Genomic DNA, 19,939 nt, shown 5'->3' with positions numbered 1-19,939 from the left:
GTGAACGTTCGGCAGGAGAAATTTATGAACGCGCGGATCCAAATCCTTCAGGCCGATATCACTACCCTCGATGTCGACGTTATCGTCAACGCCGCCAATCCTTCGTTACTGGGCGGTGGGGGTGTGGACGGGGCCATTCATCGGGCTGCAGGCCCGGCATTACTGGAAGCGTGTAAAAAAGTGCGCCAGCAGCAAGGGGAGTGTCCCGCCGGGCACGCGGTCATCACCGAGGCCGGGAATCTGAATGCGAAAGCCGTTATCCACGCCGTCGGGCCGGTATGGCACGGGGGCGAGCAGCATGAAGCCGCATTGCTGGAAGAGGCTTACCGTAATAGCCTACAGCTGGCGGAAGCCAACGGTTATCGCACGCTGGCATTTCCTGCTATCAGTACCGGAGTTTACGGGTATCCTAAAGCCGCGGCGGCAGCGATTGCCTTTACCACCGTCGATCGCTGGCTTGCCAGTCATGTGTTACCTGAACAGGTAACTTTCGTTTGTTTTGATGAGGACAGTGCACATTTATATGCACGATTACTTAGCCAGCAGGGAAACTAAAACTAGCCTGCATCAGGCGCTGGCTTCTTCAGAGAATGCCTCGTCAACCGTTTGTGGGATCCACACGCTCGAAGACAGTCTTGAAGCTTTTGCAGCGCGTTATCAGCTCGCAGCCCTGGCGGAGCGCACCCTTGATGTGCAGTACTATATCTGGGAAGACGACGTCTCCGGACGGTTACTTTTTCAGGCACTGATGGACGCCGCAGACCGCGGCGTGAAGGTGCGATTATTACTGGATGACAACAATACCAGCGGGCTGGACGAAACCCTCAAAGTGCTGGATGTGCATCCCAATATCGACGTGAGGCTGTTCAATCCTTTCTCATTTCGTACCCTGCGAATGCTGGGGTATCTGACCGACTTCGCTCGCCTCAATCGCCGAATGCACAACAAAAGTTTTAGCGCAGACTGCCTGGCGACCATCATCGGTGGGCGCAACGTGGGCGATGCCTATTTCGGTATTGGTGAAGAACCGTTGTTTACCGATCTCGACGTGCTGGCAACAGGGCATGTCGTCGCAGAGGTGGAACGAGATTTCGAACGCTACTGGCAGTGTGAGTCGGTGAAAACGCTAAAACAGGTACTGCTATCGGAAAGCGCGGTAAGCGAGCGGCAGACGTTGCCCCCCTTTACCGATGAGCAGCAGATAGCGGCTGACCGTTATCTGGAAAAACTGGCGACAACCAAAATAGCCCAACACATGGCGAAGGGGGATTTATCCTTTATCCACGCGGAAACCAGACTGCTCAGCGACGATCCGCGCAAAGGGGAGGGGAGAGCCGCCCCGCGCAGTTTGCTGCCGGAGCGTTTGCGCCGGGCGATGGGCACGCCGGAAACGAATATCGATATTATCTCTTCTTATTTTGTACCGGGCCGCGCGGGCGTAGCGCAAATACTCCAACTGGTGCGTAAAGGGGTGAAAGTCGCGATTCTCACCAACTCTCTGGCGGCGAACGATGTGGCGGTGGTCCATGCGGGCTATGCGCGCTGGCGTAAAAAACTTCTGCGTCACGGTGTTGAACTTTACGAACTGAAACCGACGCAACATCCACGTCCAGGCATTCGCGACCGTGGTTTGACCGGTAACTCAGGCTCCAGCCTGCACGCCAAAACCTTCAGTATCGATGGCAAAAAAGTGTTTATCGGCTCGTTTAATTTCGACCCGCGTTCGGCGCTGCTCAATACTGAAATGGGGCTGGTCATCGACAGCGAAAATCTTGCCCAGCGCATTCACCATCGTTTTCTGAAAAGTCAGCGCGACGCCGCCTGGAAGCTGAAGCTCACGCGTTGGGGGAAAATTCACTGGATAGACAGGGAAGACGGGCAGGAAACCGAGTTACGCAAAGAGCCTCAGGCCAAAATCTGGCAGCGTATTTTAGTGCTGATAGCGTACGTGTTGCCGGTGGAGTGGTTGTTGTAATCGGGCCGCGCAGAGGCGGCCCGTTTCTATTACTGTGCGGAAGGCTGAGTTTTGTTCGGCGGCGTCTGCGGTTTGCCTGAGAACAGGAAACGCAGCAGCGGAATGCGAAGATGAATTTCGTACAGGATAATGGCAATCCCGATAACGAACACCAGACCCGTGATAAAGCCTAACAGGTTAGAGTGGATGTACGGGGTGATCCACGCGCCGTACAGCAGGGTCAACGGGTGGTGAACCAGATAGATAAACAGCGAAGCGTTAACGAAATAGGTCACGCGGCTGGATTTGAAATTCAGCATCCGGTGACCAAATGCAAACACCACGTTCACCATCCACAGACCCAACACCATCGTAATCACATACTCGGTTTCATACATCCAGGCGTCGCCAGAGCCGTACTGCTGGTTCAGGCGATAGGCGATAAAGCCGAGCGCCGCGCCCGCCATGCACCACGGTGACGGGGTGGTGAACAAATCTTTCAGACGTGGATTCACAAACGCCTGGGCGCCAAGAATAAAGAACGGCAGATAGAACAGGGTCTGCATCACCACGAAGTTGAAAATACCGTCGCTGAGGATCGGGGGATACACGATGAACAGCGTCCGGCGAATAATGGCGTACACAATGCCCAGCGCAAGGAACAGCCCGGTCAACTGGCCCATGGTGACGTGACTAAAGAACCCGACAATCGAGGCCTGCTGGCGTTTTTTGATCCAATGGAACAGCGCCAGGCCCAGCGTGGTCAGCACCACCAGAACCAGCAGGAACCACAGGTGAGACACTAGTTCCCACGCCAGAGTGTTGAATTTTTGATAGCCGGTCAGCGTATGCCAGGTCGCCGATTTACCCTCAACGTGCTGAAGCATTAAAAATTGCGGCAGCGTCAGTAGGGGAATGGCGGTCAACATCGGGATGCCGACGCGCTCTACGCGCACCTTCCACCATTTCTTCATTGGATAGCGCAAAAACAGCATGTAGGAGAAATAGCCGGAAATGACGAAAAAGACCTGCATACGAAATGAGTGAACAAAATCGTTGAACAGCGTCAGCCACCATGAAGGCTCCGCACTGTTGACGTGCCAGATGTGGCTGGAATAAATCAGGGAAATATGAAAGGGGATACCCAACAGCATCAGCCAGGCGCGGATGGAGTCAAGGAAATATTCGCGTTGCGGGGGTGTAGTATTCATAAAGTCAATGAAATCTCAGACTAATCGCCTTAACGGGCAGTACGATAACGGTTAAATTCGAGCAACCCTACACGAAGTCCGGGAACCTGTCTTTAGGAGCAGCACGCAAAGTGCAACCCGGTGTGGAATGTTGTTTAATCCATAGGCCACTGAGCCGAACAAAATGGGGATTATGTTGTCGGATTGCTTGAGTTTCCATTAAAATGGATCGGATCGATTTAAGCACACAAAGGGGGAAGTGCTTACTACTTATGAAAAATAAACCACAGATGATGAAACTGCGTTGGATAGGCGCAGCCATAATGTTGTCCCTGTGTACTTCATCTGCATGGGCGTTCAGTATTGATGATGTAGCGAAGGAAGCGAAATCGCTCGCCGGCAAGGGCTACGAAGCGCCAAAAAGTAACCTGCCCTCCGTTTTCCGCGACATGAAATACGCGGATTATCAGCAAATTCAGTTTAACCACGACAAAGCTTACTGGAGCAAGGTCAAGACTCCGTTCAAGCTTGAGTTTTACCATCAGGGGATGTATTTCGACACGCCAGTCGCCATTAATGAAGTGACGGCCACGTCGGTGAAGAAAATCAAATACAGCCCGGATTACTTCAATTTTGGCAATGTCCAGCATGATAAAGACACCGTCAAGGATCTGGGTTTTGCCGGGTTTAAAGTGCTGTATCCGATCAACAGCAAAGATAAAAACGACGAAATCGTCAGCATGCTCGGAGCCAGCTATTTCCGCGTTCTCGGTCAGGGCCAAACTTATGGCTTGTCTGCCCGCGGTCTCGCCATTGATACTGCTTTGCCATCCGGCGAAGAGTTCCCGCGTTTTCGTGAGTTCTGGATTGAGCGTCCAAAAGCGACCGACAAACGTCTGACTATTTATGCACTGCTGGATTCCCCGCGTGCGACCGGCGCCTATCGCTTTGTCGTGATGCCTGGCCGCGATACCGTGGTTGATGTGCAGTCTAAAGTTTACCTGCGTGATAAAGTGGGGAAACTGGGCGTAGCACCTCTGACCAGCATGTTCCTGTTTGGGCCGAATCAGCCATCTCCGACCACCAACTTCCGTCCTGAACTGCATGACTCTAACGGTCTGTCGATTCTGGCCGGTAACGGAGAATGGATCTGGCGTCCGCTGAATAACCCGAAACACCTGGCAGTGAGCAGCTACGCGACCGAAAATCCGAAAGGCTTTGGTCTGTTGCAGCGCGGCCGTCAGTTCTCGCGTTATGAGGATCTGGACGATCGTTATGACCTGCGCCCAAGCGCGTGGATCACCCCGAAAGGCGACTGGGGTAAAGGGAAAGTCGAGCTGGTGGAAATTCCAACCAACGACGAAACCAACGATAACATCGTCGCTTACTGGACGCCGGATCAGCTGCCGGACCCAGGTAAAGAGATGAACTTCAAATACACCATCACTTTCAGCCGTGACGAAGACAAACTGCACGCACCGGACAGCGCGTATGTGATGCAAACGCGCCGTTCAACGGGTGACGTGAAGCAGTCGAATCTCATTCGTCAGCCGGATGGCACTATCGCGTTTGTCATCGACTACACCGGTGCGGACATGAAAAAGATGCCGCAGGATACGCCGGTGACCGCCCAGACCAGTATTGGTGACAACGGGGAAATCGTGGACAGCAACGTTCGCTATAACCCGATGACCAAAGGCTGGCGACTGACGATGCGTGTGAAAGTCAAAGATGTGAAGAAAACGACCGACATGCGTGCGGCCCTGGTCAATGGCGATCAGACGCTGAGTGAAACCTGGAGCTATCAGCTACCTGCCAATGAATAAGATAAACGAATACATCGATGCAATGCCCCTCTCAGATACTGAGAAGGCGGCATTGCCGACCACTGATTATCGTGCTCTGCATCAGGCGCTGGACACCGAACATACCCCGATTGCGCGTGAAGATGATTCACCGCTCGGTTCGGTAAAAGCGCGTCTGGAGCAGGCGTGGCCGGATTCGCTGGCTGAAGGGCAGTTAATCAAAGACGCGGAAGGGCGCACCCAGCTTGAGGCTATGCCAAAAGCGACGCGTTCTTCAATGTTCCCGGATCCATGGCGCACCAACCCGATTGGTCGCTTCTGGGACAGAATGCTGGGCCGCGAGGTTCAGCCGCGTTATTTGTCACGTCTGACGCAGGAAGAGCGTGAGCACGAGGCCAAGTGGCGTACCGTCGGGACTATCCGTCGCTACATTCTGCTGTTGCTGACGCTGGCGCAAACCGTCGTCGCAACCTGGTACATGAAAACCATTCTGCCGTATCAGGGTTGGGCGCTGGTTAACCCACTAGACATGCGCGACCAGGATCTGCTGGTTTCCTTTATGCAGCTTCTGCCGTACGTGCTGCAAACGGGGATCCTTATCCTGTTCGCTATTCTGTTCTGCTGGGTCTCTGCCGGTTTCTGGACCGCGTTGATGGGCTTCCTGCAGTTGCTGATGGGCCGCGATAAATACAGTATTTCAGCGTCAACCGTCGGTGACGAAGCGCTGAATCCTGAGCATCGCACCGCGCTTATCATGCCTATCTGTAACGAAGACGTAGACCGCGTATTCGCCGGCCTGCGTGCGACCTGGGAGTCGGTAAAAGCGACCGGCAACCACAAGCATTTCGACGTGTACGTGCTCAGCGACAGTTATGATCCTGATATCTGTATGCGTGAGCAGAAAGCATGGATGGAGCTGATTGCGGAAGTGCAGGGCGAAGGGCAGATTTTCTACCGTCGTCGCCGTCGTCGTGTGAAGCGTAAAAGCGGTAACATCGATGACTTCTGCCGTCGTTGGGGTAGCCAGTACAGCTACATGGTGGTGCTGGACGCTGACTCCGTAATGACCGGTGACTGCCTGTGTGGTCTGGTGCGTCTGATGGAAGCGAACCCGAATGCCGGGATCATCCAGTCTTCGCCAAAAGCCTCCGGCATGGACACGCTGTATGCGCGTTGCCAGCAGTTTGCGACCCGCGTTTACGGTCCGCTGTTTACCGCTGGTCTGCACTTCTGGCAGTTGGGTGAATCCCATTACTGGGGTCACAACGCCATTATCCGCGTGAAGCCGTTCATCGAGCACTGTGCGCTGGCACCGCTGCCGGGTGAAGGTTCATTCGCCGGTTCCATCCTCTCCCACGACTTCGTGGAAGCGGCGCTGATGCGTCGTGCAGGGTGGGGCGTGTGGATTGCCTATGACTTGCCAGGTTCGTATGAAGAGCTGCCGCCAAACCTGCTGGACGAACTGAAGCGTGACCGTCGCTGGTGTCACGGGAACCTGATGAACTTCCGTCTGTTCCTCGTGAAAGGCATGCACCCGGTACACCGTGCGGTGTTCCTGACCGGTGTTATGTCATACCTGTCTGCGCCGCTGTGGTTTAGCTTCCTCGCCTTGTCGACGGCGCTCCAGGTGGTTCATGCGCTCACCGAGCCGCAGTACTTCCTGCAGCCGCGTCAGCTGTTCCCGGTATGGCCGCAGTGGCGTCCGGAATTGGCTATCGCGCTGTTTGCGTCGACCATGGTGCTGCTGTTCCTGCCTAAGCTGCTGAGTATCATCCTCATCTGGTGTAAGGGGTCGAAAGAGTTTGGCGGTTTCTTCCGCGTGACCCTTTCCCTGCTGCTGGAAGTGTTGTTCTCAGTGCTGCTGGCCCCGGTACGTATGCTGTTCCACACCGTCTTCGTGGTCAGTGCGTTCCTTGGCTGGGAAGTGGTATGGAATTCACCACAGCGTGATGATGACTCAACCCCATGGGGTGAAGCCTTCATGCGCCACGGTTCTCAGCTGCTGCTGGGTCTGGTGTGGGCGGTCGGTATGGCGTGGCTGGACTTGCGTTTCCTGTTCTGGCTGGCACCGATTGTCTTCTCGCTGATCCTGTCGCCGTTCGTGTCGGTGATTTCAAGCCGTGCGACCATCGGTCTGCGTACCAAACGCTGGAAGCTGTTCCTGATCCCGGAAGAGTATTCCCCGCCGCAGGTTCTGCAAGACACCGACAAGTACGTGGTGCTGAACCGCACCCGTTCGCTGGACAATGGTTTTATGCACGCGGTGTTCAACCCGTCGTTTAACGCCCTGGCGACGGCGATGGCCACGGCGCGTCACCGCGACAGTCAAGTGCAGGAAATTGCCCGCGACCGTCACGTTGAGCAAGCGCTGAACGAAACGCCGGACAAACTGAATCGCGACCGCCGCCTGGTGCTGCTGAGCGATCCGGTGACTATGGCACGCATGCACTATCGTGTATGGTCTGCGCCGGAGAGATACTCTTCGTGGGTGAACCATTACGCGGAAATCACGCTCAATCCAATGGCGATTAAAGCGAAGTAACTTCCGCGGTAACGCGTTTGAAAATAAAATACCGGTCGATTGACCGGTATTTTTTTAATGAGGTTTTGATGAACAGAAACGCGGTGAGGATCCTGGCAGTGTGCCTGATGGCGCTCACGTTGAGCGGCTGCGGCAGCATTATCAGTCGGACCATACCGGGCCAGGGGCACGGAAATCAGTACTATCCTGGCGTGCAGTGGGACGTCAAAGATTCCGCATGGCGTTACATCACCATCCTCGATCTGCCGTTCTCACTGGTCTTTGATACGCTGTTGTTACCGATCGACGCGAACCATGGCCCTTACGAGTAACTAGCGCTCATCCCACTCGTCGGCTGCTGTCTGGCCCTCTTCGGTGTCCAGAGGCGGTTCGAGCTGAAATTCGCCCTCATCCCACTCGTGGAGCGTATTTTCTTCAATCCACTCCTGCGTCAGCTCAATCTCGTCGAAATCGCCGTCAAAGACGCTCTGTGCACCTTCTCCGCTCACCATCGGCAGGCATTCGCCGTCTTCACCTTCGGTGGCAAAGAATTCGGCCTGCCACATAATATCGCCATCCTGCAGGATGTATTTCTGTAAGTTGAGCTGCTGAACACTGAGTTCGTCCTCTCCCGGATTGGGTTTGCTGGCAACGAACTCTTCGCGAGCCGCATCAATAGCTTCGTCGAGCGTGGCGTACATAGTCATCTCATTCTCCCTGCGGTTTGACGTGGTTTTCAGGAAAAGAATAGACGAAGTTTTGGTTAAGCAAGAACGTCAGACAAAAAATCATCCGGATGGATTAATTCGTCACCGACTGGTCTTCACTTTCATTCTGTGCAGAGGCGAGGGCAGCCTGGCGCCTACGGCGCATACTCAGGCCGGTATAAATGGCGTTGAACATCACCACGCTTGCGGTGACCAGGAACACCGTGCGAAATCCATAGCTCGCTGAAACCGAAGCGCCAATCAGCGGCCCGGTGACGTTGCCGATATCGCGGAATGACTGGTTATAGCTGAAAATGCGCCCTGCAATTTGGTTGGTAGAGTTGTACACCAGCAGCGTCTGAACCGCTGGCAGCAGCGCGCCGTCGGCAGCGCCGAGTAAAAAGCGCAGCAGGCCAAGCTGCCAGGGGGTTTGCACAAATGACATCGGGATTAACAGCAGAACGGAGATAATCAGCGCCGCAATCAGGATTTTTTCCGGCCCGATTCTGTCGCCCAGTTTGCCCAGTCGAGGGGCGCTGATCAGCGCGGCAACGCCGGGTACCGAGGCAATCATCCCGCTGATGAACGCGATATTGCTGACGTTACCCGCCAGCTCGCGCACATACAGCGTCAGAATGGGGGCGATAGAACCGGTCGCCACCTGAATAATCATGGTGGTGATAAACAAGCTCAGCACCAGCTTCGGGCTTTTCAGCGACGAAAGGACCTCTCTGGCGTGCAGCATCTCTTTTTTCGGCACCGGCTCGAACTGCTCGCGGATCAGCAAAAGCGTCAGCAGGAAGCACAAAAACAGCACGCTGGCGGTGATAAAGAACACCGGGCGCAGGCCGTAGGTATCTGCCATCAGGCCGCCTGCCAAAGGGCCAAGCAGCGCGCCACTCACCGCCCCGGTGGAAAGCGTACCCAGCGCCCAGCCGCTTTTGTGGCGAGGGATTTGGGTGGCGATCAGCGCATTGGCGTTCGGCACAAAGCCGCCAAGCAGACCCAACAGCGCGCGCAGAACCAGGAATTGCCAGATATTCTGCGCAAAGCCCATCAGCACCATCACAATCGCCATGCCGAGGGCAGAGCGCAGCAGCATAATTTTTCGACCTTTACGGTCCGCCAGCCCACCCCAAAACGGCGAGGCGACAGCGGAAAACAGAAAGGTGATGCTGAATACCAGCCCGGACCACATGTTGAGCGCGCTGTGTCCGGTGACGCCGAGCTGTTCGACGTACAGCGGCAGGAATGGCATGACGAGACTGAAGGCCGAGCCAGTCAGAAAGCAGCCGATCCAGGCGATGGTGAGATTCCGTTTCCAGCTTATGGGGGCATCTGAGGAGAGCATAGGGTTCCGCGTAATGACGCTAGGGTCGTTCAAAATGAAGTGATAAGCAGGCTAATTATGCGCTCGCTAAATCATGACTGCAATCAACGACGACGAAACCAGAACAGAAAAAAGCAGGCCGGGTAACCGCAGGGCCACCCGGCAAAGGAAGGGTCAGTAGCGGGAAGGGGTGCCTTCCGGGCGCGTTTTGAAGCGGCGATGCAGCCACATATACTGCTCGGGCGCCATCAAAATGCATTGTTCGATAACCTTGTTCATCCATGCGGCGGTGGTTTCAGCATCGTCCAGCGGTGGGGCGCACTCTGGCTCAAGGATCACTAATTCATAGCCTTTGCCATCCGGCTTACGACGCGGCACGAAAGGCACAATGCAGGCCTTCGACATGCGCGTCAGGGTGTAAGTTCCGGACGTGGTTGCCGCCTTGTCGACACCAAACAGCGGCGCAAACACGCTGCCCTGAGGGCCGTAGTCATGATCGGGCGCGTACCAGATAACTTCGCCGTTTTTCAGGGCACGGATCATGCCCTTTAAATCTTTGCGATCGAGCATATCTTTGTTGGAGCGCATGCGTCCCCAGGTCTGCACCAGGTCGATAACCGGATTATCGTTCGGGCGATACACGCCAATCCCCGGAGACGCGTGCAGGCCAAACATGCGGGCGCCGATTTCCAGGGTCAGGAAGTGAATACCGATCAGCAGAATGCCTTTTTTCTCGGCTTCAAGTGCACGGATATGTTCCACGCCGATGGATTCGCTCCAGCGAGCCATTCGTTTGTCGGACCAGAACCACGCCATGCCGGTTTCCATCAAACCCATGCCCACGGACTCAAAGTTTTTGACGACCCAGTCATGACGCGTTTTTTCGTCCATATCGGGAAAGCACAGTTCGAGATTGCGATAGGCAATATAGGAGCGCCGTTTCATCAGACGCAGCGAAAGACGGCCCATGGACGTACCGAGACGGTAGAGGAACGGATAAGGAAGTTGAACCAGTAGCCACAACAGACCGACCCCCAGCCAGGTTAACCAGTAACGCGGGTGGAGGAGCGCGGCGGAAAATTTAGGTAAATGCGTCATGTCATTCCTGTTCTTTCGAGCAATTGCTCTATTATCGCACTTTTTTGGGCTTCGCCCAAATGACCCCAGATGGAACGTCTGTTATTGCAGCAAATGTAGTGAGTCTATCTGTTTGAAGTGAGAAAAATGTAGCGCAAAATGTGGGGATGTAAATTCGCAGCACATGCTATATGATGCGGGCCGCGAATTTTCTCATAAACGAATGCAGGAACCACACCATGCCAGTGTTGCATAACCGCATCTCGAATGAGCAATTGAAGGCGCAGATGATGGCTGAAACCGAGCCGCGCACGACAATCTCATTCTATAAGTATTTCACCATTACCGATCCAAAGGCGACCCGTGATGCGCTGTATCAGGCGTTTTTACGACTCAGCGTGTTTGGTCGTGTCTATCTCGCCCATGAAGGGATTAACGCGCAAATCAGCGTGCCAGAGAGCAAAGTCGACGCTTTCCGTGAGCTGCTGTACGGTTTTGATCCGGCGTTCAACAATCTGCGCCTGAATATCGCGCTGGATGATGACGGTAAATCCTTCTGGGTGCTGCGCATGAAAGTGCGTGACCGCATCGTGGCTGACGGCATCGATGACCCGACCTTTGACGCCAGCGATGTGGGCGAATACCTCAAAGCCGCTGAAGTGAATGCCATGCTCGACGACCCTGATGCGGTATTTATCGATATGCGTAACCACTATGAATACGAAGTGGGCCATTTCGAAAACGCGCTGGAAATCCCGGCAGACACCTTCCGTGACCAGTTGCCAAAAGCCGTTGAAATGATGGACGAGTACCGCGACAAGAAAATTGTCATGTACTGTACCGGCGGGATCCGCTGCGAAAAAGCCAGTGCGTTTATGAAGCACAAAGGCTTCAACAAGGTCTGGCACATTGAGGGCGGGATTATCGAATACGCCCGCCGCGCGCGTGAGCAGGGGCTGCCGGTGCGTTTTATCGGTAAGAACTTCGTGTTCGACGAACGCATGGGCGAGCGCATTTCAGACGATGTGATTGCGCATTGTCACCAGTGCGGTACGCCGTGCGACAGTCACACCAACTGTCTGAACGACGGTTGCCATCTGCTGTTTATTCAGTGTCCGGCGTGTGCGGAGAAATTCCGTGGTTGTTGCAGCGAGCTGTGCAAAGAAGAGAGCATTCTGCCAGAAGAAGAGCAGCGTCGGCTGCGGGCAGGGCGTGAAAACGGTAACAAGATCTTCAATAAATCGCGCGGTCAACTGAATACGCGTTTGGGTATTCCTGACCCGGAATAAGGGTCGATGAAAAAATCAGGCCCGGTAAGCGCTAGCGCTACCGGGCTTTTTTACGCCCTTAATGAGCGAAACGCGCCAGTCTGAACGGCGATAGATCGAACGCTGGCGTCTTGCCCTGCGCAAAATCAGCGGCAATTTCGCCTAACACTGAGGTGAACTTAAAGCCGTGTCCGCTCAGCCCGGAAATCACCAGCGTGTTGTCATGGCCGGGCAGGGTGTCGATGATGAAGTCTTCGTCCGGCGAATTGTCGTAGGTGCAGGCCGCGCCGTGCAGGCAGCAGCCAATGCCGGGCAGAACGTTACGCAGGAAGTTAAAGGCTTCGGAGCCGTCGGTTGCCACTGCGCCAAACGGTTTGCGCTGTTCTGGAGAATCAATCACTTGCCCCCCGTTGTGCTTGCCGATTTTCAGCTCATTGTCTTCTGCCGGGAAACCGTAATACTGATCGCCGTTTGGCAACTCGCCGGTAAACGCCGGGAAGTTGTTTTTGCGGCTATAGCGGCCATCGGCCTGATACCAGGCAAACACTTTACGCACCGGTTGAATCGGGAGTTCTGGCAGCAGTTTGGTCGCCCAGGTTCCGGCGCTCACCAACAGACGTTTCGCGGTGTAACTGCCATCGGCGGTTTCGACAGTGACGCCATCAGCGTGATGCGAAACGGCGGTGACAGGGCAATTGAACAGCTGAGCACAGCCAGCTTCCCGCGCCAGTTCGACCCAGGCTTTGATCGCCAGCTCGCTGTGCAGCACGCCGGAAGCAGGTTCAAACAGCCCGATGTAATCCTCCGGCACGCGGATTTCCGGCCAGCGGGCCATTAGTGCCTGGCTGTCCAGTCGTTCAACATCCAGACCGAATTGACGGGCGCTTTGCTCGACGTTGGCGAGGAACGGGGAATGCGCCGGGCCCAGGTTGATGACGCCGGTTTTCTCAAAAATCTCTTCGCCGCTGAGGGTGGCGAGTTCATCCCACAGGGTTTGTGCGCGGAGTACCAGCGGCACATATTTTTCACCCTCGCCGTAGGCATGGCGAATCAGACGCGTATCGCCGTGGTGGCTACCCTCGTTATGCGGCGGCAGATGGGCATCGGTCATCAGGACCGACAGCCCTGCACGGGAAGCGTAATAACCGGCGGCGGCACCGACAGAGCCACTGCCGATAATTATTAAGTCGTAGTTCATGCGTGTCTCATCTCTGTTCGTTATTAGCAGGGTAATTAATCTGATAATGCATGACAAGCCAGAAATAATTAAGGCACCCGATGGGTGCCTGTTACGTGAATTTTGGCATCAAGCGCTAATGCCTTCGATACTCGTTTTCCTGGAAATCGCCGGATTCAATTTTGGCGATGCCCGCTTCTAAAATAGAAATAAACTGGCGGGCTACATCGGTCGTTAACCATAGCGTTTGACCGATTTCTGCTTCGTTAAGACTCGATTGTGTGGGGTTCTGGTAGTGCAGGCGCAGCATCAGCGCGTCATAGCTGTCTACGGTGCTGATGTCCCATCCGACGAGGGGATGGGTCTGGATGACTTCATTATTCTTTTCCATCATAACCCCTTATTAACGTGTTTAAAGACAACGGTTCGAGGTTTAATGCGTGTTTTCTGAAGCATACTAATTATATCAACAACTATGAAAATATTCGAACTTTTAGGTAAAGGGCAACATCTTTTTCAGGTTCAATCGTTTTTTTGAACAATAAAACGGCAGTTAGTTCGTTATTTTTTAAAAGAATAGTGATGCAATAAGAAAAAGGTTAAAAAAAGCACAAAATGAAATTAAAAAAGCCGGGGCGACCCGGCAAAAATTACATAATGATGGAGCGTTTTTTAATCGAATTAGGCAGGGTTAAACCAGTCATCGGCGCTTTCCCAGGTTTCCTGGAGAATTTCGCTGATGCGGTCTTTGTCTCCTTTAGCGCCACCGAGAACGGAAAGATTATTGCCCGCGGCATAGCGCACGCTGACTTGTCCGTTCTGGTCGGGGAATTGATCGAGAATACGACGGGAAAGCTCGCTGGTGAGCGCATCAATAGCGCCTGCGGGCAGGACAGTGGTTTTGGCGATAGTCACTTCAATACGCATAATATGCCCCCTGTTGAATATACTGGATATTTATACAGTTAGTTTGCGTAACTTACAACAGGGGAACATCACTTTTTTAGCGCTTAACGCTCCAGTTCACCGTTTCACCGGCGAGGAACGGGATCAGCGTGTCGTCGGTCAGGGCGATGCTGTCGACAACCTGGCTCTCTTTACGCTCCAGTTCGATGAAGCTTTCATTCACTGGCAGGCCATAGAAACGCGGGCCGTTCAGCGAGCAGAAGCCCTCAAAATGCTGCAGGGCATTCATCTCTTCGAACACCGTGGCATAGCTGCCGAGCGCGGTTGGGGCATTGAAGCAGCCCGCACAGCCGCAGCTGGCTTCTTTGCGATGACGTGCATGCGGAGCAGAGTCGGTGCCGAGGAAGGCGCGCTCAAAGCCGCTGGCAACCAGTTCACGCAGCGCCTGCTGGTGAATGTTGCGTTTGAGGATAGGCAGGCAGTACAGGTGAGGGCGCACGCCGCCAACCAGCATATGGTTGCGGTTAAACATCAGATGCTGCGGGGTAATGGTGGCGGCCAGTAATTCGTTGCCGTCGCGCACATATTCAGCGGCATCTTTAGTGGTGATATGTTCAAACACCACTTTCAGGCCCGGTAGACGCTGACGCATCGGCTCCATCACCGTTTCGATAAAGCGTGCTTCACGGTCAAAAATGTCGATCTCGGCGTGAGTGACTTCACCGTGGACCAGCAGCGGCATGCCCAACTTTTGCATACGCTCCAGGACCGGCATGATCGCATCAATGCTGGTGACGCCGTGGCTGGAGTTGGTGGTCGCGTTAGCGGGATACAGTTTGGCAGCGGTAAACACGCCTTCGTTGAATCCGCGCTCCAACTCGTTTGGATCCAGCGTGTCGGTTAAATAGCAGGTCATCAGCGGGGTAAAATCATGGCCCGCAGGAACGGCATAAAGAATGCGTTGGCGGTAGCTGATGGCGGTATCAACGGTGGTCACCGGTGGCACCAGGTTTGGCATCACAATCGCCCGGCCATACACTTCACTGGTGTAAGGCACGACGGTTTTCAGCATATCGCCATCGCGCAGATGGATATGCCAGTCGTCGGGACGGCGGATTTTCAGTAGCTGGGATTGTGCTGTCATGGAAGGCTCCGGCTTGTTGAGAAGGGCTATTTTTGCCGGGCACTAAGATTAAACGTAAACGTTTTCCTTTGCACTCCTTTCCGTAAAAAAAACGGGCGCTATTTGCGCCCGCTTCGAGATCGGTCCCCGATTCGATTAGTCAGTCAGAGGAATGACAATCTCGCCCGGTTTCACTTCAATGCCTTTGGCGTATTTCTTCGCCAGCGCCTCGCCTTCGCTTGCGTCTTCACGCAGAACGTAGGCCGGTTGCTTGTTGAAGTAACTCCGCAGAGACTGGTTCAGATACGGCATCATGGTTTGCACCACCGACTGCATCTTCTCCGGCTCCACTTTTGCATCGACCACTTCCATTTCCTGCAGGAAGATAGCGCCTTTTTCTTTATTAAAGACCGGCAGCGCTTTCAGCTTCAGGTTAATCGTTGCTTTCTGATTACCAAACAGCGAGCTCATATCGAGGTTCGCGACGCCGGTAAGCGTGATTTTATTCGGTTCTTCGCGGCCAATGGCGCTGGAAAGGTTAGTCAGCACAATGTGTGCGTCAGCCACGCCCGGCAGGCCAATATCTTTCGAGAAATTGTTTCGCTTTTGCAGCGCCTGATTAATTTCTTGCTCACTCACGGTGTACTGCGTGAGCTGGTTGCAGCCTACCAGCAGGACGCTCACAGTCAGTGCGGCGACCATCAACAACTTTTTCATGGGTTTCCTTAACATGTTGCTTTTGACTCATCCTGACACAAAGCAGCATGCCCTGTCAGCCTAATGCGCACCAGCAGAATCCGCTGAATTGTTACCACACTTAACATCAGGCACCGGGTTCGACCATCAGCGCGGCCCAGCCCATCCACTGATTTTTAGGAGCTGCGGGCAACAATATTTTTTTATCAAAAGACTATTTTGATAGAGTTTATTTATCGAAAAGTGGAAGTGCCTCAGAAAAACGTATGTCGCTGTTTTCACAAGGTGGCGACAGGCAGGTATAGTGAAGGTAATGGCGGTTTGAAGGAGTGGGGGAAGATGTTTGGCTATCGCAGTAACGTGCCGAAAGTGCGCTTAACAACAGACCGTCTTGTGGTGCGTCTGGTCCATGACCGCGACGCCTGGCGGCTCGCCGATTATTACGCGGAAAATAAAACGTTCCTGAAACCCTGGGAACCGGTCCGCGACGACAGCCATTGCTATCCCTCTGGCTGGCAGGCGCGTTTGTCGATGATCAACGAATTTCACAAGCAGGGTTCCGCGTTTTACTTTGTGCTGCTCGACCCGGAAGAAAAAGAAATTGTCGGCGTGGCCAACTTCTCCAACGTGGTGCGCGGCTCGTTTCATGCCTGTTATCTGGGGTATTCCATCGGTGAAAAATGGCAGGGGCAGGGGCTGATGTACGAAGCGCTGACCTCCGCCATACGCTACATGCAGCGCACCCAGCATATCCACCGCATTATGGCCAACTATATGCCGCACAATCAGCGCAGCGGCGCGCTGCTGGCCAAGCTCGGATTTGAAAAAGAAGGATTCGCCAAAGACTATCTGCTGATTGACGGGCAGTGGCGGGACCATGTTCTGACGGCGCTCACCACCCGTGAGTGGACGGCGGGTCGATAAGGAGAAATCATGAAGTATCAGTTAACGGCGCTCGAAGCGCGTGTGATTGGCTGCCTGCTGGAAAAGCAGGTCACCACGCCGGAGCAGTATCCGTTGTCGGTCAACGCCGTCACCCTGGCCTGTAATCAGAAAAGTAACCGCGAGCCGGTGATGACACTCAGCGAAAACGAGGTGCAGGACTTACTCGATCAGCTGGTGAAACGCCATTATCTGCGCACCGTCAGCGGGTTTGGCAACCGGGTAACCAAATACGAACAGCGGTTCTGCAATTCCGAATTTGGCGATTTGAAGCTCAGTTCAGCGGAAGTGGCGCTGGTGACGACTTTGCTGTTGCGCGGGGCACAGACTCCGGGCGAGCTGCGCAGTCGCGGCCAGCGGATGCATGAATTTGCTGACATGACCGAAGTCGAAAACGCGCTGGAAAATTTGAGCAACCGCGAAGACGGGCCGTTTGTGGCGCGTTTACCGCGTGAACCGGGCAAGCGCGAACAGCGATTTATGCATCTGTTTAGCGGTGATGTTGAAAACGTTGCTGTCAGCGCAGAGGCCGACACGCCGGAAACCCACAGCCTGGCGGCGCGCGTCGACGCGCTGGAGAGCGAAGTTGAAGAACTCAAGCAGCGCCTCGATTCCTTACTGGCACATCTGGGAGATTAAGCGTGACCGCGAAACTTCGAATTGGCGTGGTGGGCCTCGGTGGCATCGCGCAAAAAGCGTGGCTGCCGGTGCTGAGCGCCGCAACAGACTGGACGCTACAGGCGGCCTGGTCGCCGGGGCGTGAAAAAGCGCAGCGCGTGTGCGAAACGTACCGCATTCCACTGGCGGATTCGCTGGCGCATCTGGCGTCCCAATGCGATGCGGTATTCGTGCACAGCTCAACCGCCACGCATTATGCAGTGGTCAGCGAACTGCTGAACGCTGGCGTTCACGTCTGCGTTGATAAACCGCTGGCGGACAAACTCAGCGATGCGGTGCGCCTGATTGAACTGGCCGAGAAGAAAAAGCTCACGCTGATGGTCGGCTTTAACCGTCGGTTTGCGCCGCTGTATCAGGAACTGAAAGCCAATCTGGCCGATGGCGCATCGTTGCGAATGGACAAGCACCGGACCAACAGCGTCGGGCCAAACGATCTGCGATTCACCCTGCTGGATGATTATCTGCACGTCGTAGATACCGCCTTATGGCTGACGGGCGGTAACCCGCAACTGAGCGGCGGTTTACTGCAAACCACTGAACAGGGCGAAATGCTGTATGCCGAGCACCATTTCAGCCTGCCGCAGATGCAAATTACCACCAGTATGCATCGCCGGGCGGGCAGCCAGCGTGAGTGGGTCCAGGCCGTGACCGACGGCGGTCTGATCGACATTACCGATATGCGCGACTGGCGGGAAGAGCGGGGCGCGGGCGTGATTGTGCGTCCGGCATCCGGCTGGCAAACCACCCTCGAACAGCGAGGTTTTGCGGGCTGCGCGCGTCACTTTATCGAATGCGTGCAAAATCAGACGGTTCCGCAAACCGCCGGTGAGCAGGCGATCGCCGCCCAGCGCATTGTCGAAAAGCTGTGGCAGGAGGCCATGACTGAGTAAGAGGCTGTAACAACTGCCTGTAGTAATTACCGCTAATCCAGGTAGACTATCGCCACTTTCCAACGCCTGTTTCGCTTACAGGCGTTTTTGATCCAGGGTTGTGGAAAAACACGTTAATGAACCTATTAAAATCGCTGGCGGCCGTCAGCTCAATGACCATGTTTTCTCGCGTGCTGGGCTTTGCACGCGATGCCATAGTGGCAAGGGTTTTTGGGGCGGGAGTCGCGACGGATGCCTTTTTTGTGGCGTTCAAACTGCCAAACCTGCTGCGCCGCATCTTTGCGGAAGGCGCGTTTTCTCAGGCGTTCGTACCCATTCTTGCGGAATACAAAAGTAAGCAGGGCGAAGATGCGACCCGCGTTTTCGTCTCGTATGTCTCCGGGTTATTAACCCTCGCGCTGGCGGTGGTGACCGTCATCGGGATGATCGCCGCACCGTGGGTTATCACCCTGACCGCGCCCGGTTTTGCCAATACGCCGGATAAGTTTGCCTTAACCAGCCAGCTGCTGCGCATTACCTTCCCGTATATTCTGCTTATCTCACTGGCGTCGCTGGTGGGGGCAATTCTGAATACCTGGAACCGCTTCTCGGTTCCGGCTTTTGCGCCAACGTTCCTGAATGTCAGCATGATCGGTTTTGCGCTGTTTGCCGCACCGTATTTTAATCCACCGGTGCTGGCGCTGGCGTGGGCAGTCACCGTCGGCGGCGTGCTGCAATTGTTCTATCAGCTGCCGCACCTGAAAAAAATCGGCATGCTGGTGTTGCCGCGCGTTAACCTGAAAGATGCCGGTTCAATGCGGGTAGTGAAGCAAATGGGCCCGGCGATCCTCGGGGTTTCCGTCAGCCAGATTTCACTGATCATCAACACCATTTTCGCCTCGTTCCTGGCCTCGGGTTCGGTATCGTGGATGTACTACGCTGACCGCCTGATGGAGTTCCCGTCCGGCGTGCTGGGCGTGGCGCTCGGCACGATCCTGCTGCCGTCGCTCTCCAAAAGTTTTGCCAGCGGCAACCACCAGGAATACAACCGCCTGATGGACTGGGGCCTGCGCCTTTGTTTCCTGCTGGCGGTTCCGAGCGCGGTAGCGCTGGGCATTCTGGCTAAACCGCTGACCGTGGCGCTGTTCCAGTACGGCAAATTCACCGCCTTTGATGCGTCGATGACCCAGCGCGCGCTGGTGGCGTACTCAGTAGGTCTGGTGGGGCTGATTGTGCTGAAAGTCCTGGCTCCGGGCTTCTATTCCCGTCAGAACATCAAAACGCCGGTCAAGATTGCGATTGTTACCCTCATCATGACGCAGCTGATGAACCTGGCGTTTATCGGCCCGTTGAAACACGCCGGTCTTTCGCTGTCGATTGGTCTGGCGGCGTGCCTGAATGCCAGCCTGCTTTACTGGCAGCTGCGTAAGCAAAAAATCTTCACCCCGGAACCGGGCTGGGGCCGTTTCCTCAGCCGCCTGATTGTCGCCGTTGTGGTGATGGCTGCGGCGCTGTTGGGGATGATGTATATCATGCCAGAGTGGTCTCAGGGCACTATGCCGTTCCGCATTATGCGTCTGATGGTTGTCGTCGTGGCGGGTGTCGTGGCGTACTTCGCCACGCTGCTGGTGCTGGGTTTCAGAGTGAAAGAGTTTGCGCGCCGTACGGCGTAAACGGGCAATCAGAGGCAAGAGTT

The 19,939-nt window shown here is 54.8% G+C and carries 19 protein-coding genes; 10 read left to right on the top strand and 9 right to left on the bottom strand.

Features of this window, described 5'->3' with window-relative positions; genetic code table 11:
- Positions 1 to 24: 24 nt before the first annotated feature.
- Positions 25 to 555: an O-acetyl-ADP-ribose deacetylase gene (ymdB, locus tag A8O29_RS14455; RefSeq protein ID WP_125353770.1), complete on the top strand. Its 531-nt coding sequence runs from the start codon at positions 25 to 27 to the stop codon at positions 553 to 555.
- Positions 503 to 1,975 carry a phospholipase D family protein gene (locus tag A8O29_RS14450; protein WP_125353779.1) on the top strand — a complete coding sequence of 491 codons (1,473 nt, stop codon included), beginning with the start codon at positions 503 to 505 and terminating at the stop codon, positions 1,973 to 1,975. Before ymdB ends, A8O29_RS14450 begins: the two co-directional genes overlap by 53 nt.
- 29 nt (positions 1,976 to 2,004) lie before the next feature.
- Here the strand turns inward: A8O29_RS14450 and mdoC are convergent, their stop codons facing one another.
- The gene (gene mdoC / locus A8O29_RS14445) at positions 2,005 to 3,165 is read right to left on the bottom strand and encodes a glucans biosynthesis protein MdoC (RefSeq protein ID WP_125353771.1); all 1,161 of its coding nucleotides are present in this window, start codon (positions 3,163 to 3,165) and stop codon (positions 2,005 to 2,007) included.
- 251 nt (positions 3,166 to 3,416) lie between these two features.
- Here mdoC and mdoG point away from each other — a divergent pair, with 251 nt between their 5' ends.
- The 3 genes from mdoG (at position 3,417) to A8O29_RS14430 (ending at position 7,802) form a co-directional block, all read left to right on the top strand.
- On the top strand, positions 3,417 to 4,970 hold the full coding sequence (gene mdoG, locus A8O29_RS14440; RefSeq protein ID WP_168713848.1) for a glucans biosynthesis protein MdoG: 1,554 nt from the start codon (positions 3,417 to 3,419) through the stop codon (positions 4,968 to 4,970).
- On the top strand, positions 4,963 to 7,491 hold the full coding sequence (gene mdoH / locus A8O29_RS14435) for a glucans biosynthesis glucosyltransferase MdoH (RefSeq protein WP_125353773.1): 2,529 nt from the start codon (positions 4,963 to 4,965) through the stop codon (positions 7,489 to 7,491). The genes mdoG and mdoH overlap by 8 nt, the downstream gene beginning before the upstream one ends.
- An 83-nt stretch (positions 7,492 to 7,574) precedes the next feature.
- A complete protein-coding gene (locus tag A8O29_RS14430) occupies positions 7,575 to 7,802 on the top strand; it encodes a YceK/YidQ family lipoprotein (RefSeq protein ID WP_125353780.1) in 228 nt (75 codons plus the stop codon).
- Here A8O29_RS14430 and A8O29_RS14425 read toward each other — a convergent pair whose 3' ends face one another.
- The 3 genes from A8O29_RS14425 to A8O29_RS14415 form a co-directional block, all read right to left on the bottom strand.
- Positions 7,803 to 8,177 (bottom strand): MysB family protein, encoded by a 375-nt coding sequence (locus tag A8O29_RS14425; protein ID WP_125353774.1) that lies wholly within the window; start codon positions 8,175 to 8,177, stop codon positions 7,803 to 7,805.
- Between the two features lie 94 nt (positions 8,178 to 8,271).
- A complete protein-coding gene (gene mdtG, locus A8O29_RS14420) occupies positions 8,272 to 9,528 on the bottom strand; it encodes a multidrug efflux MFS transporter MdtG (protein ID WP_125353775.1) in 1,257 nt (418 codons plus the stop codon).
- Between the two features lie 153 nt (positions 9,529 to 9,681).
- Positions 9,682 to 10,605 (bottom strand): Kdo(2)-lipid IV(A) acyltransferase, encoded by a 924-nt coding sequence (locus tag A8O29_RS14415; protein WP_125353776.1) that lies wholly within the window; start codon positions 10,603 to 10,605, stop codon positions 9,682 to 9,684.
- Between the two features lie 218 nt (positions 10,606 to 10,823).
- On the opposite strand from A8O29_RS14415, the gene trhO reads away from it, so the two are divergent.
- Positions 10,824 to 11,873 (top strand): oxygen-dependent tRNA uridine(34) hydroxylase TrhO, encoded by a 1,050-nt coding sequence (trhO, locus tag A8O29_RS14410; RefSeq protein ID WP_125353777.1) that lies wholly within the window; start codon positions 10,824 to 10,826, stop codon positions 11,871 to 11,873.
- A 58-nt stretch (positions 11,874 to 11,931) separates the two neighbouring features.
- Here the strand turns inward: trhO and solA are convergent, their stop codons facing one another.
- The 5 genes from solA to A8O29_RS14385 all read right to left on the bottom strand — a co-directional run bounded on the left by solA (position 11,932) and on the right by A8O29_RS14385 (position 15,775).
- The gene (gene solA, locus A8O29_RS14405; protein ID WP_174081349.1) at positions 11,932 to 13,050 is read right to left on the bottom strand and encodes an N-methyl-L-tryptophan oxidase; all 1,119 of its coding nucleotides are present in this window, start codon (positions 13,048 to 13,050) and stop codon (positions 11,932 to 11,934) included.
- 115 nt (positions 13,051 to 13,165) lie between these two features.
- The gene (bssS, locus tag A8O29_RS14400; RefSeq protein ID WP_110509804.1) at positions 13,166 to 13,420 is read right to left on the bottom strand and encodes a biofilm formation regulator BssS; all 255 of its coding nucleotides are present in this window, start codon (positions 13,418 to 13,420) and stop codon (positions 13,166 to 13,168) included.
- 290 nt (positions 13,421 to 13,710) lie between these two features.
- Entirely contained in the window at positions 13,711 to 13,956 is a 246-nt protein-coding gene (dinI, locus tag A8O29_RS14395; protein WP_110509803.1) for a DNA damage-inducible protein I, read from the bottom strand.
- 76 nt (positions 13,957 to 14,032) lie between these two features.
- On the bottom strand, positions 14,033 to 15,079 hold the full coding sequence (gene pyrC, locus A8O29_RS14390) for a dihydroorotase (RefSeq protein ID WP_125353778.1): 1,047 nt from the start codon (positions 15,077 to 15,079) through the stop codon (positions 14,033 to 14,035).
- Between the two features lie 135 nt (positions 15,080 to 15,214).
- Positions 15,215 to 15,775: a lipoprotein gene (locus tag A8O29_RS14385; protein WP_125353743.1), complete on the bottom strand. Its 561-nt coding sequence runs from the start codon at positions 15,773 to 15,775 to the stop codon at positions 15,215 to 15,217.
- A 318-nt stretch (positions 15,776 to 16,093) separates the two neighbouring features.
- Between A8O29_RS14385 and rimJ the strand changes: the two genes are divergently transcribed.
- The 4 genes from rimJ to murJ all read left to right on the top strand — a co-directional run bounded on the left by rimJ (position 16,094) and on the right by murJ (position 19,916).
- Positions 16,094 to 16,678: a ribosomal protein S5-alanine N-acetyltransferase gene (rimJ, locus tag A8O29_RS14380; protein ID WP_110509799.1), complete on the top strand. Its 585-nt coding sequence runs from the start codon at positions 16,094 to 16,096 to the stop codon at positions 16,676 to 16,678.
- Positions 16,679 to 16,687: 9 nt separating this feature from the next.
- On the top strand, positions 16,688 to 17,335 hold the full coding sequence (locus tag A8O29_RS14375) for a YceH family protein (protein WP_125353742.1): 648 nt from the start codon (positions 16,688 to 16,690) through the stop codon (positions 17,333 to 17,335).
- 2 nt (positions 17,336 to 17,337) lie between these two features.
- Positions 17,338 to 18,264 (top strand): Gfo/Idh/MocA family protein, encoded by a 927-nt coding sequence (locus A8O29_RS14370; RefSeq protein WP_125353741.1) that lies wholly within the window; start codon positions 17,338 to 17,340, stop codon positions 18,262 to 18,264.
- 116 nt (positions 18,265 to 18,380) lie between these two features.
- On the top strand, positions 18,381 to 19,916 hold the full coding sequence (gene murJ / locus A8O29_RS14365) for a murein biosynthesis integral membrane protein MurJ (RefSeq protein WP_159464571.1): 1,536 nt from the start codon (positions 18,381 to 18,383) through the stop codon (positions 19,914 to 19,916).
- The last annotated feature ends 23 nt before the right edge of the window (positions 19,917 to 19,939 follow it).

It is taken from the genome of Scandinavium goeteborgense, assembly GCF_003935895.2.
In the GTDB taxonomy this organism is placed as follows: Bacteria; Pseudomonadota; Gammaproteobacteria; order Enterobacterales; family Enterobacteriaceae; genus Scandinavium; species Scandinavium goeteborgense.
Note: the sequence above shows the minus strand (reverse complement) of the source record. Positions and strands in the feature narration are given on the sequence as shown.